The following is a 21,158-nucleotide window of genomic DNA, read 5'->3' as shown; positions in this document are numbered from 1 at the left end:
ATTAATGCATTAGAAGTCATAACCTACGGTTGCTTGTACTGAGCGCTCTGCCCCCCAGTAGCAATAGGAAGTGTTATAACAGGCCGCGACATACTTTTTGTCTGCAATATTATTCACATTCAATTGAACAAATGCGCCTTTCAACGATGCTGCCCATGTTCCTAAATCGGCGCGAACAGAGGCATCACCCAGCGTGTAAGAAGGCACTCGCACGGTATTGGCATCATCAGCCCACTGCTTGCCAATGTAACGGATGCCGGCACCGACATTGATGCCATAACCCGCTTCATATTGCGCCCACAGAGAAGCCATATTGGATGGTGCTAATACCGGTGTATTGCCATCATTTCCATCAATAGCATCTTTGAATTTCACGCGATTATAGGTATAGCCCGCAATCACACTCAGCCGCTCATTAATTTGGCTTCGAGCTTCCAATTCCAGCCCTTGTGAATTCACCTTACCCGCTGGCACATAGTAAGTCGCTGGAACTGCACGGTTTGCCACATCATTTTGGGTCAGGTCATATAAGGCGGCGGAATAGAGCGAAGTGCTGCCTGGCGGCTGATATTTAATCCCCACTTCATACTGCTCGCTGGTCATCGGTTTCAGCAGTTTTTGCTGTGCATCTGGGAATAAACTTGGCGTGATAGCTTGGCTATAACTCACATACGGTGAAATACCGCTATCGAAGCTATACAGCAATGACGCACGCCCACTGGCGTGATTATCCGTGCGCTCATCCGTGCTGTTGGCGGTCTTATCAATATTTTCCGTTTTCATCCGATCATATCGGCCGGATAAATTGAGATGCCAATTATCCAATGTCAGTTCATCTTGCAGATAAACCCCGCTTTGCTCATAGCGGCGGTTTAAATAAGATGTGTTAATACCTGGGGTGGTGCGCAGATAATCGCTATATAAAGTCGAACCACCAGAAACACCGGTATAAGGGTTCAGCGTGGTAGCATTAGCGCTATCACTGCGCAGATTATTGCGGAACTTCTGGAAGTCAAAGCCCAGTAACACTTTGTGTTCAACCGCCGCCGTGGCGAAATCAGCTTCCAGTTGGTTATCTACAGCAAATGCATTGAGAGAAGAATCTTCACCAGAATAATAACGATTCATTAGAGTACGGTCACTATTCCAACCGCCCTGATAAACCTGCTCTAGCTGAGTATTAGAATGGGTATAGCTGGCATTCTGGCGGAAGGACCAAACATCATCAAATTTATGTGCAAATTCATAACCATAGATTTGCTGCCAGCGCTTAAATACATTGTGATTACTTTCGCCATCAAAAAAGCTGCGACTCAATTTTTGCCCATAAATACTGCCATCCGCCGGAACTGCACTGTGATAGCCACCGGAGGGATCTTTTTGCAAATTGGCGCGCAATAACAGCGAAGTATTTTCATCTGGTTGCCACAATAATGATGGGGCAATTGCATAGCGCTCTTCGCGTTGATGGTCATACATGGTGTCGCTATTACGGGTGATTCCCGTTAGGCGAAATGCCCAATGTTCTGAGATTGCATTGGTATAATCAAACGCAGCGACTTGCGTATTGTTATTACCGGCGGTCAGGCGGAAATGGCCTTCAGGGGTAAATTGAGGTCGTTTGGACGTCATCATCACTACGCCGCCGGGGATACTTTGGCCGTATAGCGCCGAAGATGGGCCTTTTATCACATCAATACGCTCAAGGAACCAGGGGTCAACCTGCAACACATTGTAACTGCCGCCATCACTGAGTAAGCGTAGCCCATCAAGGAAGGTATTATTCACATCCCCGCCATGAAAACCGCGCAAGGCAATCGTGTCATAACGGGTTGCGCCGCCGGAAAAACCGGTGAAGACGCCAGGAGTGTAATTCAGCGCCTGATTAACTGTCGCAACGTTTTGATCATCCATTTGTTGGCGAGTAATAACTGATACCGCTTGCGCAGTCAGGATTAACGGCTGATCGGTTTTCGTTGCCGCTTTGGTGGTTTTTGCTGTGTAACCCAAGGTGGGTAAATCAGCTTCGTGGCCTGCTTTGGCAGTCACTTCTATCGTATCGTCAGCCATGGAGGCTAATGGAATAAACATAGCCAATGAACATAAAATAGCAGAGCGCTTTATTATAAAAACCGAGAACATAATGACCTTCCCCAGATGGTGTATATGGTTATTTATCAGCGTCCCTTGCTATTTTCGTCTGGCAAACACTCTTGCCTGCACACCACATATCGTGAGTCCATAAGTGCAGCGCACAATCTATTAAATGAGAGTGCTAATTACAATGATAATTATTATCTTTGGTATTTAATTTATGGGGATGATTATCGGAGTAAGATTATTCAGTAACTCGCAAGGTGTGCCACAATAACTGTCAAGCAGGTACAACTGCACTAATTGATGGGTTAATTGTGGCATTCACTTTCGGGCTAACCAGTTTTATGAAAAACAATGGGTATTTTGTTTCGCGTCGAGATTATCCCCGACTCTATCTATTGCTCACGCTTATTTATGCATCACTAATAGCGATTTCAGCGACGGGCACTGTCTTTGCGGCTACAACATCAGAGACGACAGCCGAAAGCAGTGAGGAGCCGGCAAAACCGGCGGTATCAGTACAATTAATTAGCCTGCAAAAACAGTTGGATAAGCTAAAGCAGAGTGTCTCGGTCAGTACATCTGACAATCAGTTAAGTGCGCTGAATGATACCGCCTTGGCGCTGGTTCATGATGTCGACATCCTGCTCGCCGATTTGAAGCCCAAGCGAGAACAACTGCAAACACAATTGGATGTTTTAGGCCCCCTTCCTGCCGCCGGTACGCTAGCAGAAACCCCGATAGTTGCTCAACAACGCCGAGCGCTAAACACCCGTAAAGCCCAGTTAGAGGGCCAGAATGATCAAGCTCAGGCCATCAAAGCCAACGCGGAAAACCTGGCAACACAAATTATCGCGTTACGGCGAACTGCGCTGAAATCTCAAATAGCCTTAAATTCCGGCAGTATTTTAGGGGCTAAATTTTGGGCACCCATCGTCAGCCCTAATGTTGATGATGACAAGCGGCTCAAGGATTTTGTGCAAGAACTGGCTGATGCCTGGCATGCCGCCTGGGAACCCGAATGGCGCACTGGCACGGCAATATACCTGTTGCTGGCACTGCTGATCGGCGCTTTTGGTTTTAAGTTGCTCGACAATCTGACCGCCTGGTTCTGTACCAAATGCCTGCCCCAAGGCCCATTGCGCCGCAGTTTTATGGCCTCAGTAACCACCCTCTACACGGTATTGATCACCGTCACGATGGCGCAATTCATCACCCAGACATTCACCCGCACGCCCGATGTCTCGCCACTAGTTATGAATTTTGCGCAGGCATTTGTTCAACTGATGTTTTTCTCTGCGTTAGTCGCCGGTCTCGGGCGAGCATTCTTATCCAACCAGCGCCCCTCATGGCGTTTACCCGCCATTGCCGATGAAGTCGCCGCGTCACTAAAGCTATTCCCTCCGCTATTAGCCAGCTGCATCATGATTTTTGGTGCTATTGATCAAATGAATAACATGATCAATATCAGCGTATCGGGGACCATTTTTGGCAATGGAATATCCGCCCTGTTGGTGGCGCTGACGGCCGCGATTATCCCATTACGCGCCAACCGAATACGGCGTCATCTGATGGTCAATGGCGAAAAACCTGAAGCTTACTCCACATTAGCTGGATTGATTCATCTGGCTATCGGTATTACGGCAATAGCCATATTGCTGTCATTATTAGTCGGCTATATCGCACTGGCAAAATTCTTAAGTTACAAACTGGTGTGGGTTTGCCTGGTACTCTCTTGCTTATATTTATTGACTCATTTCTGTGTCGATTTAGCGGAAAGTCTCTTTTCCCCGGCCAGCAGTGCCGGTAAAGCAATTAAGCAATCGCTAAATATCGATGATCGCCATCTGGCCCAAGCGGCAACATTATTATCGGCGACCAGTAAAGTCACCCTGATATTACTGGCTATTATCGCGCTATTTAATGGCACTTTTGGCTCGACCACGCCAGTTTCTCTGTTGCAAAAAACAGTGGAACTCTTAGGCGGTGAAGGGCTGGAAAGATTAAATATCGTCCCGACAAATTTGTTTAATGCTGCACTTTGCTTACTTGTTGGCTTATATACGCTAAATACCGCACGGCGCTGGCTCAGTAATGAATTCCTACCGAAAACCCAGATGGACTCTGGTATAAAAACCTCGGCAGTCACACTGTTCAGTAATATTGGTTACGTACTGGTGATTCTCCTGACCTTATCAGTGCTCGGTATTCAGTGGAATAAATTAGCCTGGATTGTCAGCGCGCTGTCGGTAGGTATTGGCTTCGGCTTGCAGGAAATTGTGAAAAACTTTATTTCCGGCATTATTTTGCTCACCGAGCGGCCCGTCAAGGTCGGGGATTTAATCAGTATTAGTGGTGTGGAGGGTGATATTCGCCGAATAAATGTTCGCGCCACCGAAATCCAACTCGCTGACCGCTCTACAGTTATCGTGCCAAACTCTCAATTAATTTCGCAGAATGTACGTAACGCCACCATGGCTAACGCGCAAGGGGTGGTCACGATTGCTTTAACATTCCCGCTGGATTTAGATGTTGAACTGGCACAAACGCTACTGATAGAAGCTTATGAAGAGCACGAATCCATACTCGATACCCCGGCTCCCTCGGTAAAATTCAGTCAGTTAAGCCCGGACGGTATTGTGCTCAGTGTCACGGGTTTGGTGCCCAGCCCACGCATGGTGAGTAATACTAAAAGCTCGTTATTATTCAGTATATTAAAGCGACTTCGGGCCGCAGGTGTGTCTCTGACAGTCGCGACACCGACCAAAACGATACCGACAGAGAATTAACCTTGAGTGGGCCATAAGTTATATCAATACGATAAAACCTATGGCTCTCAATAACTTATTTTGCCGGACTGAAGCTAAATATTTTCGGATGACGCCCTAACCCTTGCGCAGCTAAAATATTAACCTGCTCAAGATGATGGCGTTCACTTGCTGTTCTTCTTGAGCCAGCAAAGCAAAGTTCCCATCTTATTGCCGACTTCAGCGCTGAATCAGGTAGCGAATGGTCGGGCCATCTTGCTGAATATCCAACACCGTATAGCCGTAATTTCGGGCATCTAACGGAATATTATTAATGGATTGCGGGCAATCACTGATCACTTCCAGAATTTCGCCCGGCTTCAATTGTGGCATCGCTTCGAGTGTCGCGACTGCTGGGTATGGGCAGGGCTCGCCCACCATATCCAAACGATAATCGGGCACAATAGCGGTAGGAGTTGTTAAATTATCTGCTGACGAAGAATGGCTCATGATGGCTCCTTAACCAAAGTGGATGCAGCCGCTTTCTGCTTGCGGAAGAAGTGTTTTTCCCACCACAGCATGGCTGCAAAGGCAGCAGCTAACATCAGGTAGGTCACCAGTAATCCGCCAATAGGCCCGAAGGTTTCCAATAGGTTAACTTTGTCATAATTGGTCGCCAAAGCTGGAGCAAAATCATCCCAATAGTAGGCCAGAATAGTCGCGCCAATAATATTCCCCAGCCCCACCCACCAATAGTGAATTTGCCCTTCTACCGCGCGATACATCCAGCCTGTTTCACAACCTCCGGCCAAGACGATACCAAAACCAAACAGTAAACCACCAATCACCGCGTTTGGCCCGGCCCACAAAATCTTGGGCGCCACGCCCAACTGCACGTAGCTGAAAATACCGATAGCACTGACCGCCATCCCCAGAATAATTGCTTTCGCCATATGGGTACGGCCCGTTATCCACAAATCGCGAAAGGCGGAAGTAAAGCAAATCTGCGCCCGCTCAATCAGCAAGCCAAAACCAATCCCGCATAGCATGGCAATGCCCAGTTTCGGGTGGCGGAACAACTCAATTAACGACCAGCTTAATGCCAGAATAAACACCACCATACCCAGGCGGAAACGGCGCGCAGCCCTGGCTGGATGCTGGGTCAGCGGCGAAGCAGAAGTCACTTTTTGTAATTTCACCGGGATACGAAACAGCGGCAATAGCGTAAATTTAGCCCCAAAATAGGACCCCGCGGCCGTCGCAAGTGCAAAGAACCAAGCATGCAATGAAAACTGCGGAATACCGGTAAAGAAAGCCGCCAAATTGCAGCCCATGGCCAGGCGCGCACCAAAACCGGCGATAATGCCGCCGACCAGCGCTTGGGCAATGCGAATACCATGCTGAGGTTTACGCAGTTTCACATTATTAGCCCACAGTGCTGCAGCAATACATCCGGCAAACATACCGATAATCATCATGCCGTCGATACGGTCCAGTGGTGTTCCCTCCAGCCCGATAACTTTAAAATAACCCCACTCCTGCGGATGAGCGCCGAACAACTGCATCAGGTGCCCCCCCCAACGGGTGAATTCCCCTGTCACCGCCCAAAAAGTGCCCGTCAAACCAAAGTAATAAGTCGATAGGATACCCGCAGCAATCACGGCAGGCAGTGGCGCCCAAAAGCGCACCAAATATTGAGATTTAAACATATGCCAGCTCACACTGACACCTCCAAATACGTGTTGTCACAGACCAAGTCAGTGTCATTGGTTGCGACGGATAAAATAGACCTACATATAATAAGCTAATTATTTCGTTAATGGAGGCGAAACGTATTGAAAATTAGATGTTAACTAAAAGTAATATCAATGAGGGGGATAATCGTCATCCGGGGATTGATAATCCAGCGCCAAAGCCAGACGCAAAATAGCAGCAACCGGCTCAAATAACGGCTCAGGGATAGTATCGCCGCAAACCACATCGCGGTGTAATGCCCGCGCCACGGCAATATTTTCGACAATGGGAATGCCCTGCTGCTCTGCTAATTTGATAATCAATGCAGCCCGCTCACCTTTGCCTTTTTCAATGACTACCGGCAGTGGGGCATCATCGGGGTGATAAAACAGACACACGGCAAAATGGGTGGGATTACGCACCACCGCCGTGGAGCGCTGTACATTTTTAGCGAAACTGCCGCTTTGCACCTCCTGCTGTAACTGTCGCCGTTTTTGCTTAATATGCGGGTCCCCGTCACTATCTTTGTGTTCCCGCTTGACCTCTTCATGAGACATTTTGAGTTGTTTCATGGTGTTATAACGCTGGAAGGTATAATCCAGCAGGGAAAAAACCACATAGCAGATAATTAATGCGCCCAACAGCCAACCCATTAGTGTGCTAAATACGGGGATAGCACAGTAGCTACCGCAATAGGCCAAATAACCAAAAGAAGTGGCGTATCGTGCTAATAAATAACCAAAAATCAGAGTTAACACGCTCACTTTCAGTAATGACTTACTCAACTCAAACAAGCTGCGTAATGAAAAAAGCTGTTTGGCATTATTGATGGGATTGATGTGTTCGCCTTTAAACTCCACAGCCTTGCTCGCCAATAGTGGCCCGACCTGCGCAATACCGGCAATAATTGTCATTAAAATCAATGCGCCGCCCAATATTCCGACGATATGAATGAGCACCGCTATGCATTCTGACCCTATACGCGCCAGCGCCAGAGTGAAAGGTTGTTGTATTTGATTAATTGAACTGCGTATCACAGCACCAATCTGATCCGTCAGACTGGTGCCCGTCAGGAAAAAATAGGCCACCAGCACCACCAACTGCACCCCAGAGGTTATCTCGACACTTTTAATAACCTGCCCTTTCTGCCGAGCTTCTCTCAGCCGTTTGGCCGTGGGTTTTTCATTTTTTTCACTACTTTCGCTGCTCAACATCGCCTCCTTTTATCAGAGGGATAAGTGTGCTTATTTTCTGCTCAGTATGATTAATACCGACCAAATAGTGATGCAATGCATAAGGCAGACTAATTAGTAACAGAAACAAGGCTAATGCACTTTTGATAGGCATCGCCAAAAAGAACACATTCAGTTGTTGGGAAGAGCGATTGATTAGCCCTAAAGATAAATCGGCTAAAACCATCACCAGCATCGCGGGTAAAGCAAAACTCAGACAGAGTTCATACATCAAATGCCACTCACTTTGCAGAAATTGCAGCATGGCCGATGTGGGCTGGATGCCACTGCCAGCGGGCAAGATGTCATAAGAGTCATAAAGTGCCGACAGTACCAGATTGAAGCCGCCGGAAATCAGAAACAGAACCGTTAATATTTGCGTAAACAGCACGCCAAAAATAGACGATTCCATTCCCATACTCGGGTTAAACAGTGTCGACATGGTGGCACCGCGCAAGGTGTCAATCAGAAAGCCCGCCATATCAATAGCCCAAAAAGGCAATGCCGCGACAAAACCAATCATCACCCCAATCATAAGCTCGATGCATAACACCCAGAACCAGCTGGTGAGATTATCGTGATGCATTAATGACGCGGTGAAAAATAGTGGCGTGACGGGCAAGGCGATAGCAAAAATCACACTGTTGCGCAGCAAGCTACTGCCCAAACTTCGGGCCGTAAACAGAGGTAATATCAATAACATGCCATAAGGGCGGGCCATCGCCAGCCCCAGCGCACCTAACCAATGCAAAGAATCCTGCATATTAAGACCGCATACTGGTCATCTGCAAAAAGGTCTGCTGGGTGTAATTCAGCAATGTCGCGCCCATCCAATGATAAGTCATTAATAACGTGACAGATACGGCGAGCAATTTAATCAAAAACTGTAACGTTTGGTCCTGTATCTGGGTTAGCGCCTGCAACAAGCTCACCACTAACCCGACCACTGATGCCACCACCACCACCGGCATCGACAGCAGTAAAACTATCCATAACAATTGGGTCGCCAGATGAACCACAATGGCATTACTCATTGTTATCTCCCCTGATGATTATTCATAAGTAAGAGCCCACCAACTGCCCCAGCAGCATTCCCCAGCCATCAATCAATATAAAAATCAATAATTTGAATGGCAGTGAAATGGTTATTGGAGAAACCATCATCATGCCCATTGCCAGCAAAATATTGGAGACAATCAAATCAATTGCCACAAAGGGCAAGTAGAGCAGCAAACCGATTTTAAATGCCTCTGTCAGTTGGCTGAGGGTGAAAGCGGGCATTAATATCAGTAGCGAATTGGGTTTGATGGTGTTGCGATAGCGCTCAGGCCATTTGGTTTGGATGATGTTGTTGAAAAAATGGACCTGTTCCGCATCGGTATTTCGTTGTAAAAAATCGCGGTATGGCCCCAGAGCATGTTCATCAATATGGTGCAGCAAGTCACCAAAATCATTGGGCAACGGCTCATCCTGAAGGCGGGCATGCACATCTAATCCCACTGGGGCCATGATAAAAATAGTTAACACCAGTGCCAAACCGTAAATAGCAATATTGGGCGGCACCTGCTGGACCCCCAGCGCATTACGCAGCAATGAGAAGACAATCGATAGTTTGAGAAATGATGTCCCCATGACCATCAACAGGGGAAGTAATGACAGGATAAAAAGCAGGACAATCAATTGAGAGGACGAATTCAACAACTCCATAGTGTATTCCGCAAAAGCTAGCCTGTTGGATAAAAGCAATACCAACAGTATTTGCGCAGACCGCCTTTCTCGGCATCAGGTCATCACCTGAATAACCTCATATTCCCCTGTTTTTACCCAAAGCTGCAAATGGCGCTGCGGCAAGCCAGCAGTGTCAAGGACGCAGGGTAAACCACTGATTGATAAGCACAACCCATTGCCCCTCACAACTCAATAAACTGCCACTCCCGACGGATTGCCCGTGTAGCCGGATATTTACTTCGCCGTAGAGGTGAGTTTGGCATGGGAGTGTTTGCCCGACATCTAACTGTTTGATGTCGCCCAGTGGCAAGGTTAAGCGGCCAATTTCCATTACCAGAGTTTGCGGCAGTTGATCAACTTGCACTGCTTGTGGCGTTTTCGGCATTGCGGCGATATCACGCGACGGGTCAATATCGTCATTAACTTGTTGAATAGTCATTTTGTTTCCATCTTCCAGTTTGATATAAATCCGTGGTGATGCCATTTGCCACAACCAGCAGTTCCCTTGTTCCAATTCAGCAGCGCCGCTGATTCGCACCCCATCCCCCGGTTTGATGTGTTGCAATTGATACAGTGATAATCGGCTCCACCCCACCACTAATCCCGTTTGCCAGGGCACCTCATGTTTGGTGACCGGCTCATGGTGCCAATCAGACAAGATTTCGGCTAACGCCGCCAAAGGCCAGTCAAACAACACGCCACTCAGCTGCTGGCCTTCCAGCTCGAAAGTCAGCGCCACGGCCCATTGGGGTAAAAGTGTCATGGCCACCGGCACGGAGTAAGGGATTGTCAATTCGGGCAGCACCAGAGACAGCGGACTGATGGCCCAATGGGCCATGGCACTGACCAACTCTGTCGCCAATAACTGTGTATTTTCAGTTGCTAACGACGATGCCAGCCAGTTACTCCAGCAAGACTGGGATAGCCAGCAACCGCACGGTTTGCCCGCATATTGCAGCGGCAAATAAACGCCTTCGCCCTCAGCGGGTGCTAATGTGGCACAAACCCCGGCGGCATGACGTCCACGACCAATGATTGCGCTGAGATGGCGTAATTCAGCCGACAATATCCCCCGCATGGGTCACCTCCAGCAAACACGGAAAACCCCATTGATGCAGTTGCCGCTGCCAGCGTGTTTGCAGCCGCTGTAGACGTTCGACCCATTCGTAATCGGAATGGCTGAGTACAATATGCAAACCATTAGCTACCAGGCAGACATGAACCCGGACACCCGACAATGGGCCACTGATGATGTGGTAGTCCGTCTGCATCAAGTTACCGCCCTCTGCGGGAGTCATTGACTGGGCAAGATCCCGCATTGGAGCTGAACGTGGTGGAAAATAGCGGGAAAATTGCTGTTTTTGTCTCTCATTACCTAAACTTTGCATCTGCCCCCCACTGAGATACTCCTCACTGAGCAGCGGCAATGCCCCCTCAATATCGATTCGACTCATCTTTTATTAGCATCCGTAATTTTTCCTGCTCACGCTGATTAGTCCGTAACAGCCCCTGTTGTAATGCAATAGCAGCCTGCTGCTGCTGTCTCTGGGCCGCTAACTCACAGAGCGATTTTTGCAGTCGCCGCTCCGCCTGATACACCTTGTGCTGCAACGCGTTTTGCTCTTGTACTGTCGTCGGGCTCAGTTTGCCGCGCCATTGAGCAAGCATATGTAATTGCTGGCATAATTCGTGGCGTTCTTGATGAATATTTGCCAATTGCTGTTCTTGTTGTTGCTCCTCTTGCCGCAAGCACATTAATTGCCGACGTAATCGGCGCTCTTTGCGCTGGCGCAGTGCCAATAGGCGCAAGAGCATATCGAATGCGGGGTTGATTAACCCAGCACCTGTGCGAGTTGCGCCAAAGTGTGAGTGAGCTCGGCGGTGTCGGTTTTGCATGATAATAATGAGCTTTCCTGTTGCAAGAAGGCGCAGATAGCCGGATATCGCTGTAATGCCTCATCGGCCTGTAAGTCTTGCCCTTCCTGATATTCCCCCACTCGCACCAGTAATTCTATCTCCTGATAGCAGGCCTGCATGTGGCGCAGTTTTTGTGCCAAAGCCTGATGCCTGGCACTGGCAATTTGCGGCATGACCCGGCTAACACTGGCGGCAATGTCAATGGCCGGATAGTGTCCGGCTCCCGCCAGTTGCCGTGACAAAACGATGTGCCCATCTAAGAGGGATCGCACTTCGTCGGCCACGGGCTCATTCATGTCATCCCCCTCAACTAACACGGTGTAAAAAGCCGTGATGCTGCCGCGCTCACTGTGACCTGCCCGCTCAAGTAAGCGGGGAAGTGCGGCAAAAACACTGGCGGGGAAGCTGCCCATCACAGGAAGCTCCCCGGCCGCCAAGCCAATTTCACGAGCGGCTCGGGCATAGCGGGTGAGTGAGTCGGCCATTAACAGCACTTTCAGCCCGCGCTCACGGAAATATTCGGCCACCGTGGTGGCGGTATAAATCCCCTTCTGCCGCTCCAGCGCTGGCCGGTCGGAAGTTGCCACCACCACCACTGTACGGCGGCGGATATCAGGAGTGAGCACTTGCTCAAGGAATTCCCGCACTTCACGCCCACGTTCACCAATCAGCGCCAACACGGTGATATCCGCCGAGCAACCGGCACATAGCATGCTCAACAAGCTGCTTTTACCCACCCCGGCGGCGGCAAAAATACCGATTCGCTGCCCTTCACCACACGTCAGTACCCCATCAATGGCACGAATTCCGGTGGTCAATACTTGCTGGACGGGCTGACGAGTTAAAGGGTCTGGTGGCGGATAATCCAACTCGCGCCAATGCCCCGTCAGCTGCGGGCCACCGTCCATTGGCATACCCAGCCCATCCAATACCCGTCCAAGCAAATCAGCACCAACTCTTATGCGGTGCGCATGCCCAAGTGGGGAAACCCATTGACCACATCGTAAGCCGGCGGAGGATGCAAATGGAGATAACAATGCAGTTTGCTGCTCAATGCCGACCACTTCAGCCAACATATCCGGTGAAGTCATTTGGCATAATTCCCCCAATGCCACGCCGGGTAAATGGGCGCGTAACAGTGTTGGGCCGACATCTAAAATCGGCCCGCAAAACGCCAAGCCACTTGGTGGAGGGGACGATAAGCGCAATTGTTGTTGTAATTGAGCGCTTAATGCCGCGATATCAGGTAATTTCATCCAATTCATCTCCGATAAGCTCAATAGTACCGGCCACCTTAATATTCATTTCATCACCCAGTTCTTGCCAGGAAAGCACCGGCAGCACAAAAATTTCCCGCTCGACAATTTTGCGCAGAAAGCGCCGCACATCGATGGCGGTCAGCAACACGGCATCGGTATTTTCAGCAAAGGCACTTTTTATTTTGTCGAGAAGTAGCCGTGAATGTTTATCTCCCAGCGCAGAATATGTGCCCGCCGATGTCTGACGAATAGACTCGCGGATCAGGTTTTCAGCCCCTTCGCCCAACCGCAATACTGGCAACCAGGCTTTATTTTTGCTAAACCGGCCACACACATGACGGCGTAACGCGATACGCACATACTCGGTCAACATGACGATATCTTTCTCTTTGGGCGCCCATGCCACCAGCGCCCCGAAAATAGTGCGCAAATCGCGGATAGAAACATCCTCCTCTACCAGCCGTTGCAATATTTCCGCCACTTTCCCGACAGGCATCTGGCGCTGTAGCTCTTTCACTAACTCGCCGTAACGCCCCTCCATGGCATCCATTAGATAACGAGTTTCCTGCACACCAATAAACTCAGCGGTATGCCGTTCAAGTACCCGAGTCAGACAATGAATAATGCGCTGATGCCCTTGTGCATAGGGGATTCCTAATGTGCTGGCCTGATGCCCTTGCTCAGCAGCCAACCACTCAAAGGTGCCCATTTTCATGCCAAGGAATTGGCTGCGCGTATCGAGCAAGGGATTGGGTTGCAGCAGTAACAAATCATCGGCGGGTAGTGTCAGTGTCAGCACTTGTTCCTGATAGACTCGAATTGATAACTCATTCTCAGCGAGGCTGGGATCACTGCGAACAACGACTTCGGGTAGGGGCACGCCAAGATGTTCAAACCAGCGCCAACGCAAGCCATCGAGGTCTCGTCCCAAATAGGTGTAACGTAAGTTGGGCGCACAATACAGCATCAATGGCACAGCGCCAGGGGCCATGGTATGAGCGGGAGAAGGCTGACTTTCGCCATTGTCGCGAGCCCCTGCGCGGGACTTTTTTTTCCGATACAGTAAAAAGGCCGGTGTGGCGACCAGTGCCGCCAGAGTGATAAACACCAGAAAAGGAAAACCCGGTAACAGTGCAAAAACGGCCAGAATAGCCGCCGCCAGCAATAAGGCATCGGGTTGACGCCCTACCTGCACGGCCAAATCTTTAGCCAAGCTTTGTTTATCATTGCCGGGAACCCGGGTCACAATAATCCCAGCGGTGATTGAGATAAGTAATGACGGGATTTGAGCGCATAAACCATCACCCACGGACAAAACTGCATAGGTGGTCATCGCCTCCTCGGCAGACATATTATGTTGCAGCACTCCGATAGTGATGCCGCCAATAATATTCACCAGAATGACAATAATCCCCGCGATGGCATCGCCTTTAACAAACTTCATTGCCCCGTCCATCGCACCAAACAGCCGGCTTTCTTTTTGCACCCGCTCGCGCAATCGCCCGGCTTCGGCAGAATCGATAACGCCAGCGCGCATATCGCCGTCAATACTCATTTGCTTGCCCGGCATGCCATCCAGTGAAAAGCGGGCGCTGACTTCGGCGACACGTTCCGAACCTTTGGTTATCACGATGAACTGCACTACTGTGATTATCGTAAAAATAATCAGCCCTACCGCCAGGTTACCGCCAACAACAAACTGGCCGAACGCTTCGACAATTTCGCCAGCATCATGCTGTAGCAGCACCAAACGTGTGGTACTGATGGTTAGCGCCAACCGATAAAGTGTGGTGATAAGTAACAGTGACGGGAAGACCGAGAATTCGAGTGGATCGCGCAGGTAAATTGAGATCATCAGCAAGATAACGGAAAATGCGAGGTTGATGGCAATCAGCACATCAACCATGGCGGTCGGCAGCGGCAGGATCATCATAAAGATCGCCACCAACAACATGATCGCCAGAAAAACATCCTGACGCGCAGCGATCAGCATCAGGCCGCGCATAAATGCCGATTCTCTCATGGGTATTCTCCCGGCAAACGGCGGAGTAAAGCACACTGTTGCTGATAGAGTTGATACCAACACTCGGCCCCTGATGACTCTGGGGGGGAGCAACTGACCATCATGCCCATTTTCAATAAGTAGATACGCTGAGGGACACCGTTAAAGCGCTCCAGTTGCCAGCATTCCTGAAGCAGCAATAAGTCATCATGGTGATAATGCCGATGCTGCACGCCACTGGTCAGTAATAACCGCGCATTACGCCACTCAAGAAAAACCAGCCGCTGTTCTATCTGCCATTCCATGCGTGGGGCCAATACCGAGCAAGGTAACTCCGCCATCTGGGTAAACAACTGGAGGTTACGGGTCACGACTAAATCCATTTCCATAACCACGCCCCATCAAGATAATTTATTGGTTTACTGGATTAGTAAGCATGAGAAAGGATACGGAGCTTGCTGCCCCGGCTCTATCAGGTATTGGCCTGATTCGACAGCTTATATCTCCAATAACACCGCTAAAATTTGCTGTTGCTGTTCCTGATCATTGAAGCAATCAAGCGGCATAAGATTGAACAAGTCATAAAACCGATGAATAAATCGACTGCGCGTATTAATGTCATCACCAACAATCGCCTCAATGCGCGGTTGTAACCAACCACTAAATAGCCAGGGTTGGCCCACCACCGCCAGCACTTCACTCAGAATCCGCTCCCCCTCGACGGCGCAAGTTTTTCCCATAAGATTGCAATGGTCTTCCAACCCCAAAAACATGAGCAAACGGCGAAGTTGATTCAGTGTGGCGGCCAGCCGCTCGCCATGTTTAGGGGGAGGCTGAGAAGCTAAGTCAAACGCAACTGCGCGCATTAATACCCGAACCCGTTGCTGGCGCTGTGGCCAGCGACTCACTTGGCTAAACCACTCCGCGACGGATAATTCACTCTGCTCAATACTTTGTGCAAATAATTGCTTAATGGCACCCAGCTCGCGACTTTCCTGACTGCCCAACTCGAGCAAACCAAATAACTCAATTTCCCAGCCACCGTTTTCCAATAACGGCGCAAGTAATTGCGACAAACTGCGGCGACGTAATGGATTATTTTTGCTGTACGCCATCATCGCGGCCAGCAACAAGATTTGCTGCCCTATTGACAGCCCACCTTGGCTAAGTTGGCGAGCAAGCAAAGAAATTTCCATATCAAACGGAATATGCTTGGGCAGCAAAGAATCCGCACCGCCGGATAACTGATTGATTAACTTCACCAATAATTGCTGACGACGCTGATTTCGCTCCTCAGCCTCAACGGATTTTTGGTCTTTTAATCGGGAACCTAAACTTAGCCCGATCTCTTCCATGGTTTCTTCCAATGCAGTTTGTCTGACCTCAGACAATTCAATGCTGGCTAATTCCATGACTGATCGGGCAGGGGTTATTCCGCCATCTAACTCGCCACTATGGAGTGAAGACCCGTGAATGGCATGGGCATCTGATACATTATTGGCCGTCGTCATGAACAGTTCCTGATGAGATAACTTCTTGATAAAGCAATAACTCTGGTGGCTCTTGCAGCCAAAGAAGAAGTTGCGATAAATGGCGCGAAAGAGAAAGCGTGAGCTGTAGCATGGGAAAGCCCAATTGGGCCTGATCCTCTGCCATATTGTTATCTGCGACGCACTGCACTCGCGAACCTAAAGCCGAGGCCACGGCTGAAAAATGTTGTGAATGAACACGCAACACCAGCTCATTGTGGTGTGCCATTTTCTCTACCTGTTCCGCCAGACGATGAATCAGAACTTGACTCGCCGCCTGCTCTCCTGCCCAAGAGGTGATAACCGATGCAAGAGCGGCCAAAATAGAGGCGCGGGCCTGCGTAATCAGTGCTGATTCCACGTGTTCAGCCGCCACTAACCAACGGACATGCTGTGCTAACACATCAGATTCCATTTGGTGCCGAGTTTGCTCAATCAGCTTATCCGCCTGTTGCTGTGCTTGAGCCAGTAGTAATTTGCCCTCAGCTTGCGCGGCGAGCACAATATCAGCCGCCTGCGCTTGGGCCTCAGACAAAATATCGCGACTTTGTACTATTTTGTGCAACTGAGCCGCAGGGATAACAACCTCGCCAACAGGCAATGAAAAATCAAATTTCTCCACCCGAATCTGAAAGGGATTCACAACAAACGCTCTAATCGGGTTAGCCAATCATCAACCGCAAGGGATAACGCCCGCGATAGCAATAGCGCGCGCGGTGAAGGCGGTAACGAAATACACATTGCCCGCCACACGATGCAATCACGACGAACCTGGTGGGCCAAACTCTGCCCCAGTCGCGAAGCAACACAGAGCAATTGCGGTGGGCTTAATTTGGCAGAAAGATGGCCGCGACACCCCATTCCCATGAGCTGCTGAATGTCACTCTCGTTAAATATCGGCGCAAGTAACTGCCGATACTGACGAAGGCGCAGATAATCATCGCATTGCAAATAAACCAATCCCAATGCCAGACAGCGGGCCAATAATCGCTGCGGTTCCACAATTTGGTATTGCTGCTGTTGGCTCAACATCGCGGGCAGCGATTGCTGCGGAAAATTTCGCAAGCTATTGAGTACAACATTCAGCGCGGCATCCAATTCATGATTTCGGCCATAGCAGTAATTTCCTGTTTTAACCCCGGCCGCCGCCAACCATAATGGATGGGCAAATTGTGCCGGCCGCCACGCTAATTGATGTAAATACCGAATATCGGTGGTTAATGGCAATATCATTCGACCCTCCCGCCCCTATCGGCGCAGATACCGCAACAAGCAAGCCGTTGATAACCCGACAAGCAACACCAGCAGCAAACCTAAGACTATCTGCAATGTCGCGGCATGGCGTAATAGCCATTGCAGCGCCACTTCTGAATGACTTTGCTGCTGTATGGCGGGAGTGTTGAACCGATAATTAGTTGGCTGCATCACGACACTAATCTGCGAAAAATCAATTCCCGGAATTGCATCGCGGATTAGATTCTTAATTTGCGGCTGATAACTCAGTAAATTGACCTCCGGCGAATATTTGATAAACACCGAGGCCGCATGCGGAACACTGCTTTTCCCGTCTGTTGGTGCCGGCATGGCAATGGTCACATCAGCTTGAATCACCCCATCCATATGGCTCAGCATGCTTTCCAATTGTTGCTCTTTGAGATAAACCATCTTGGCCTGCTCCTGCCCCGGAGACGTCACCAACTGATTCGATGGGAACAACTCGCCTACCGTGGCAAATTTTTGGCGAGGGAAACCATGCTGCCGTAGCAACTCCACGGCATTAATAAACTGACTTTTATCGACATTCAGCCCGACAGTTCCCCCTTTTTCAGACTGTTTTTCTGCTTTGATTTGATGCAACATCAATAACGCTAGCATCTGGTTGGCCTCCCCTTCCGCCAGCCCGCTATACAACTCCATACCGCAGCCGGAAAGTGACATAACAATCAGTAATAGTGCTATCGTGCGGCGCGCCATTTTCATTGCATATTGACCAGCTTGTTAATGTTCTGCCCGACAACACCAACAACTTTTGCAGTTAAATCAACGGCTAGCGTGGCATGCATCCATTCAGACTGGATTGGCAATAAATGATCCGGAGACATCATGGGAGTGGGAGGCTCAACCTGCTGCATTAACAGCGCAAATTTGGCATTCTGCTGCGCATCAGCAGGCTGCTGAAATGGTGTACTCAGCTTGGCTGCGGCGGTGATAGCATCAATTTCCATCGGATAACCTCGGGTGAATAAATCGTGTGATACCGCACAAGATTACATTTTGGCGGAACAAGAAACGCCTTGTTGCAGCAAAACCAACATGCCGCGCGCCTCTTTTGAGGTGGAACTCGCCAACAGCGCCAATGCCTCATTTTGGCGGTTAAGCCCAAATAGCAACATTGCCTCACAGACTAATCGCACTTGAGGATCGGGAATTAACTGGGGCAATACATTAAGAATATCGCGAGCCTCTGCCAGTAAGTTGTGATTAACTCCCGCCAGCGCGGCTTCAACCAGCAATTGGCGACAAGGTGCTGAAAGCAAAATCATATTTTGGCAATAATCCCACTGACCATATCTTTAATCCCCTTCATTAAAGCGCTGCTGAAATTGATATAAGATGAATACTGCTGCATAGCGAATTGCATCTTTAGCATGTGGTCAGGATCAGAAGGATTACCGGATGTCATCTGGTTTTGAAAATCCTGTCCAATATTATTGATGCGCTGCGCCAGCCCATTAACTAATGCATTTATATCCATGAGACCCCCTATTCCATAAGTGACCGCATATGTGACGGACACTGCTGAAAACGGCGACGAAAACTATCAGAGAAATGAGCGTGATTGCTAAAACCGCACTCCATGGCAATATCTGCCACACGCAGTCTTGTGGATAACAACAACTCACAACCTTTTTTCAAACGTTGGTCTAGTAGCCATTGCTTAGCAGACATCCCAAACTTTTCGTAAAACAAGAAATTCAATTTACGTGTCGAAATACCTAATTCATCGGCATAACGTGAAACTGTCCACGGGTTGAGACGATTCTTGTCAAAGAACTCCAGTAATTCATTATTGGTGCCTACTATTGATTCTAATAATTGAGAGAAGTAAATAGGTTCCAAACCCAAGCAATATAGATAAATAAACCGCAGTGATGCACTTCTCTCAATATCAACCAACTGTTCAGTGGCACATATAATGTCATTACTTGCAGGCAATACTTTGTAGCGTTCAGATATGTTTGGAGGCAAACGAAACTTATTCGATTGCACCATTTTACTGGCTAAATCCTGATATAACGGTAAAAGATCTATGGAGTGACACAATATTGAGATAAACGTACTTTGTGAAAAAGAGGACACACTGGCTTTCTCATCAGTAATAACTAACTTTCCAGCGGGAATAGTATGACAACCGCCTTCACTGCGTAATACTCCCTCTTGACGAAATAGAATAAATTTTATTGATTTCATAATATCCCTTCCAGTGCCATTATCCTTATGCAAGATTGACAAATAAGCGGGCAAACTGACATCCGGTATAGACCTTAGATTTAATTAAAATGTCTATGCCATTCTTCCCAATGAGAATATGGTCTTGTCTATTTCATTTAACATCTGTAGATGCCCGTCAAATTGAGATAGCTTTTCGATAACATCCTTTTCATTTGCCGTTAATTCTTCAATCATTGCATCCTTTTTATCACTGTCATGATTAATCCAAATACCTAATGCACCGGCAGTAATAACACTTAACATTGAGGATAATATTGGAACGTAATTTTTGGCGAGTAAACATAAACTACTACTCACTGCCGGATGGATTAAAGCACCTATTGCGCCTAATGAAACCACGATTCCCACACGAACAAAATAGGAAGTAAAACGAGCAATTTTTTTAGCACTATGAGGAGAGGCATTAAAATACTTAGCTAACATAAAAACTGCCTGCTGCATGGCATCACTCCCCATTGCCAGCTCATCTTTATTTTTACTGGCACAATCCCAGTTATGATAAGCACAAGCAAGGTTTGATATTGATAACATTAGATTTAACCCTGTGACTACAGCAATAGGGGCCGTAATACCACCACTACAGATGCTAACCCCAATACTCACGGCGAATGACGCAGCAGAAACTGTCAATTCAATTACATTAATAAAGAATTGCTTCCTGGCTAAATTCACTCGAATATCTGTCAATGTTTTACTCGCGTCTTGCTGAGTATCCAGTAATTTATTGACATCTAATGCAGTATTTTTAGCTTTTTCTTTAAAAAAAGTGATATAAGGTAATTCGGGCTTTTCAATATCATTACCATCATTAACTTTCGTAATGAAAGGTTCATATTCTGGAGAAACTTTAACAGGAGTAACTTCTGACATATTGGATCTCCTTAAACATTTCCCATTAATACTCTATTTATACTTTTATACTTTGCCCAATAATAGATTAGCTTTCTCCGCGACTGGCGCATATTCAGGGCACATGTAACTCATCTCTATAACTGTTTGCAATGCTTCCCTGGCATCTGCCCCCTTTCCCAAAGCATGTAAACAAACTGCCATTTGATAAACAGGCTGCGGATCTTTCGTTTCTAACAGTAGTGCGCAAGCATAAGCGCCCAGCGCCAATGTGAACTCTTGCTGCTTTTGTAAAGCACCCGCGAGGGCCAAATGAAATTGCGGTTCTAATGGGCAGTGTAATGTGAGCCAAGAAAAATCGGCTATAGCCGCACTATAATTATTCTCCAGCCAAGCCTGATAACCCCGTAAATATCTTTCCTCTACCTCTTGAGGATTAATATCCTGATTATCATTCATAGCTTCCGAGTTAATAACTCTCTTAGTCACCAATACATTATTTATTTTAGCGCAAATTTCCTGTAATTTATCGAGAGTATCCTCACTCATAT

24 protein-coding genes are annotated in these 21,158 nt (G+C 48.2%); 1 reads left to right on the top strand and 23 read right to left on the bottom strand.

The annotated features are described in order from the left end of the window. Window positions 1–9: 9 nt before the first annotated feature. Window positions 10–2,142, bottom strand: coding sequence for a TonB-dependent siderophore receptor (locus F0T03_RS01590; protein ID WP_159677111.1), 2,133 nt, complete (start codon window positions 2,140–2,142; stop codon window positions 10–12). Between the two features lie 269 nt (window positions 2,143–2,411). Here F0T03_RS01590 and F0T03_RS01585 point away from each other — a divergent pair, with 269 nt between their 5' ends. Further along, window positions 2,412–4,886 carry a DUF3772 domain-containing protein gene (locus tag F0T03_RS01585; RefSeq protein WP_162526857.1) on the top strand — a complete coding sequence of 825 codons (2,475 nt, stop codon included), beginning with the start codon at window positions 2,412–2,414 and terminating at the stop codon, window positions 4,884–4,886. Between the two features lie 198 nt (window positions 4,887–5,084). Here F0T03_RS01585 and yedF read toward each other — a convergent pair whose 3' ends face one another. From yedF to F0T03_RS01475, 22 genes are all read right to left on the bottom strand, one after another. Next, window positions 5,085–5,354, bottom strand: a complete 270-nt coding sequence (gene yedF, locus F0T03_RS01580) for a sulfurtransferase-like selenium metabolism protein YedF (protein WP_145555871.1) — start codon at window positions 5,352–5,354, stop codon at window positions 5,085–5,087. Next, window positions 5,351–6,565 (bottom strand): selenium metabolism membrane protein YedE/FdhT, encoded by a 1,215-nt coding sequence (gene yedE / locus F0T03_RS01575; protein ID WP_159677109.1) that lies wholly within the window; start codon window positions 6,563–6,565, stop codon window positions 5,351–5,353. Before yedE ends, yedF begins: the two co-directional genes overlap by 4 nt. 144 nt (window positions 6,566–6,709) lie before the next feature. Beyond that, entirely contained in the window at window positions 6,710–7,792 is a 1,083-nt protein-coding gene (locus F0T03_RS01570; protein WP_159677108.1) for an EscU/YscU/HrcU family type III secretion system export apparatus switch protein, read from the bottom strand. Beyond that, on the bottom strand, window positions 7,773–8,573 hold the full coding sequence (locus F0T03_RS01565; protein ID WP_159677107.1) for an EscT/YscT/HrcT family type III secretion system export apparatus protein: 801 nt from the start codon (window positions 8,571–8,573) through the stop codon (window positions 7,773–7,775). Before F0T03_RS01565 ends, F0T03_RS01570 begins: the two co-directional genes overlap by 20 nt. Before the next feature lies 1 nt (window position 8,574). Further along, window positions 8,575–8,844, bottom strand: a complete 270-nt coding sequence (locus tag F0T03_RS01560; protein WP_145555867.1) for an EscS/YscS/HrcS family type III secretion system export apparatus protein — start codon at window positions 8,842–8,844, stop codon at window positions 8,575–8,577. A gap of 22 nt (window positions 8,845–8,866) precedes the next feature. Next, complete coding sequence (gene sctR / locus F0T03_RS01555) at window positions 8,867–9,517, bottom strand: type III secretion system export apparatus subunit SctR (protein ID WP_145555878.1); 651 nt, start codon at window positions 9,515–9,517, stop codon at window positions 8,867–8,869. 154 nt (window positions 9,518–9,671) lie between these two features. Further along, complete coding sequence (locus tag F0T03_RS01550; RefSeq protein WP_159677106.1) at window positions 9,672–10,616, bottom strand: YscQ/HrcQ family type III secretion apparatus protein; 945 nt, start codon at window positions 10,614–10,616, stop codon at window positions 9,672–9,674. Further along, a complete protein-coding gene (locus F0T03_RS01545) occupies window positions 10,594–10,992 on the bottom strand; it encodes a hypothetical protein (protein WP_159677105.1) in 399 nt (132 codons plus the stop codon). The genes F0T03_RS01550 and F0T03_RS01545 overlap by 23 nt, the downstream gene beginning before the upstream one ends. Then, a complete protein-coding gene (locus tag F0T03_RS01540; RefSeq protein WP_208787105.1) occupies window positions 10,973–11,353 on the bottom strand; it encodes a type III secretion protein in 381 nt (126 codons plus the stop codon). Before F0T03_RS01540 ends, F0T03_RS01545 begins: the two co-directional genes overlap by 20 nt. A 17-nt stretch (window positions 11,354–11,370) precedes the next feature. Continuing rightward, complete coding sequence (locus tag F0T03_RS01535) at window positions 11,371–12,711, bottom strand: EscN/YscN/HrcN family type III secretion system ATPase (protein ID WP_145555864.1); 1,341 nt, start codon at window positions 12,709–12,711, stop codon at window positions 11,371–11,373. Next, window positions 12,698–14,737: an EscV/YscV/HrcV family type III secretion system export apparatus protein gene (locus F0T03_RS01530; protein ID WP_145555863.1), complete on the bottom strand. Its 2,040-nt coding sequence runs from the start codon at window positions 14,735–14,737 to the stop codon at window positions 12,698–12,700. Before F0T03_RS01530 ends, F0T03_RS01535 begins: the two co-directional genes overlap by 14 nt. Further along, the gene (locus tag F0T03_RS01525; RefSeq protein WP_167515568.1) at window positions 14,734–15,105 is read right to left on the bottom strand and encodes a type III secretion system protein; all 372 of its coding nucleotides are present in this window, start codon (window positions 15,103–15,105) and stop codon (window positions 14,734–14,736) included. Before F0T03_RS01525 ends, F0T03_RS01530 begins: the two co-directional genes overlap by 4 nt. A gap of 108 nt (window positions 15,106–15,213) precedes the next feature. Further along, window positions 15,214–16,227 carry a TyeA family type III secretion system gatekeeper subunit gene (locus tag F0T03_RS01520; RefSeq protein WP_159677104.1) on the bottom strand — a complete coding sequence of 338 codons (1,014 nt, stop codon included), beginning with the start codon at window positions 16,225–16,227 and terminating at the stop codon, window positions 15,214–15,216. Continuing rightward, on the bottom strand, window positions 16,211–16,888 hold the full coding sequence (sctL, locus tag F0T03_RS01515) for a type III secretion system stator protein SctL (RefSeq protein WP_159677103.1): 678 nt from the start codon (window positions 16,886–16,888) through the stop codon (window positions 16,211–16,213). Before sctL ends, F0T03_RS01520 begins: the two co-directional genes overlap by 17 nt. After that, window positions 16,885–17,478 carry a type III secretion system domain-containing protein gene (locus tag F0T03_RS01510; protein WP_159677102.1) on the bottom strand — a complete coding sequence of 198 codons (594 nt, stop codon included), beginning with the start codon at window positions 17,476–17,478 and terminating at the stop codon, window positions 16,885–16,887. The genes sctL and F0T03_RS01510 overlap by 4 nt, the downstream gene beginning before the upstream one ends. A 15-nt stretch (window positions 17,479–17,493) precedes the next feature. After that, the gene (sctJ, locus tag F0T03_RS01505; protein ID WP_159677101.1) at window positions 17,494–18,225 is read right to left on the bottom strand and encodes a type III secretion system inner membrane ring lipoprotein SctJ; all 732 of its coding nucleotides are present in this window, start codon (window positions 18,223–18,225) and stop codon (window positions 17,494–17,496) included. After that, window positions 18,222–18,470 (bottom strand): type III secretion system inner rod subunit SctI, encoded by a 249-nt coding sequence (gene sctI / locus F0T03_RS01500; protein WP_159677100.1) that lies wholly within the window; start codon window positions 18,468–18,470, stop codon window positions 18,222–18,224. Before sctI ends, sctJ begins: the two co-directional genes overlap by 4 nt. Window positions 18,471–18,512: 42 nt before the next feature. Next, window positions 18,513–18,788, bottom strand: a complete 276-nt coding sequence (locus tag F0T03_RS01495; RefSeq protein ID WP_145555857.1) for an EscG/YscG/SsaH family type III secretion system needle protein co-chaperone — start codon at window positions 18,786–18,788, stop codon at window positions 18,513–18,515. Beyond that, window positions 18,785–19,000 carry a type III secretion system needle filament subunit SctF gene (gene sctF / locus F0T03_RS01490; RefSeq protein ID WP_159677099.1) on the bottom strand — a complete coding sequence of 72 codons (216 nt, stop codon included), beginning with the start codon at window positions 18,998–19,000 and terminating at the stop codon, window positions 18,785–18,787. The genes F0T03_RS01495 and sctF overlap by 4 nt, the downstream gene beginning before the upstream one ends. An 8-nt stretch (window positions 19,001–19,008) precedes the next feature. After that, window positions 19,009–19,716: a helix-turn-helix domain-containing protein gene (locus F0T03_RS01485; protein WP_159677098.1), complete on the bottom strand. Its 708-nt coding sequence runs from the start codon at window positions 19,714–19,716 to the stop codon at window positions 19,009–19,011. A 93-nt stretch (window positions 19,717–19,809) separates the two neighbouring features. Continuing rightward, a complete protein-coding gene (locus F0T03_RS01480; RefSeq protein WP_159677097.1) occupies window positions 19,810–20,628 on the bottom strand; it encodes a hypothetical protein in 819 nt (272 codons plus the stop codon). A 45-nt stretch (window positions 20,629–20,673) separates the two neighbouring features. Beyond that, window positions 20,674–21,156 carry a tetratricopeptide repeat protein gene (locus tag F0T03_RS01475; RefSeq protein ID WP_159677096.1) on the bottom strand — a complete coding sequence of 161 codons (483 nt, stop codon included), beginning with the start codon at window positions 21,154–21,156 and terminating at the stop codon, window positions 20,674–20,676. Between the last annotated feature and the right edge of the window lie 2 nt (window positions 21,157–21,158).

The sequence above is a fragment of the Yersinia canariae genome (assembly GCF_009831415.1).
Lineage (GTDB): Bacteria > Pseudomonadota > Gammaproteobacteria > Enterobacterales > Enterobacteriaceae > Yersinia > Yersinia canariae.
The sequence above is the reverse complement of the archived record's forward strand: the minus strand, read 5'-3'. Positions and strand labels throughout refer to the sequence as shown.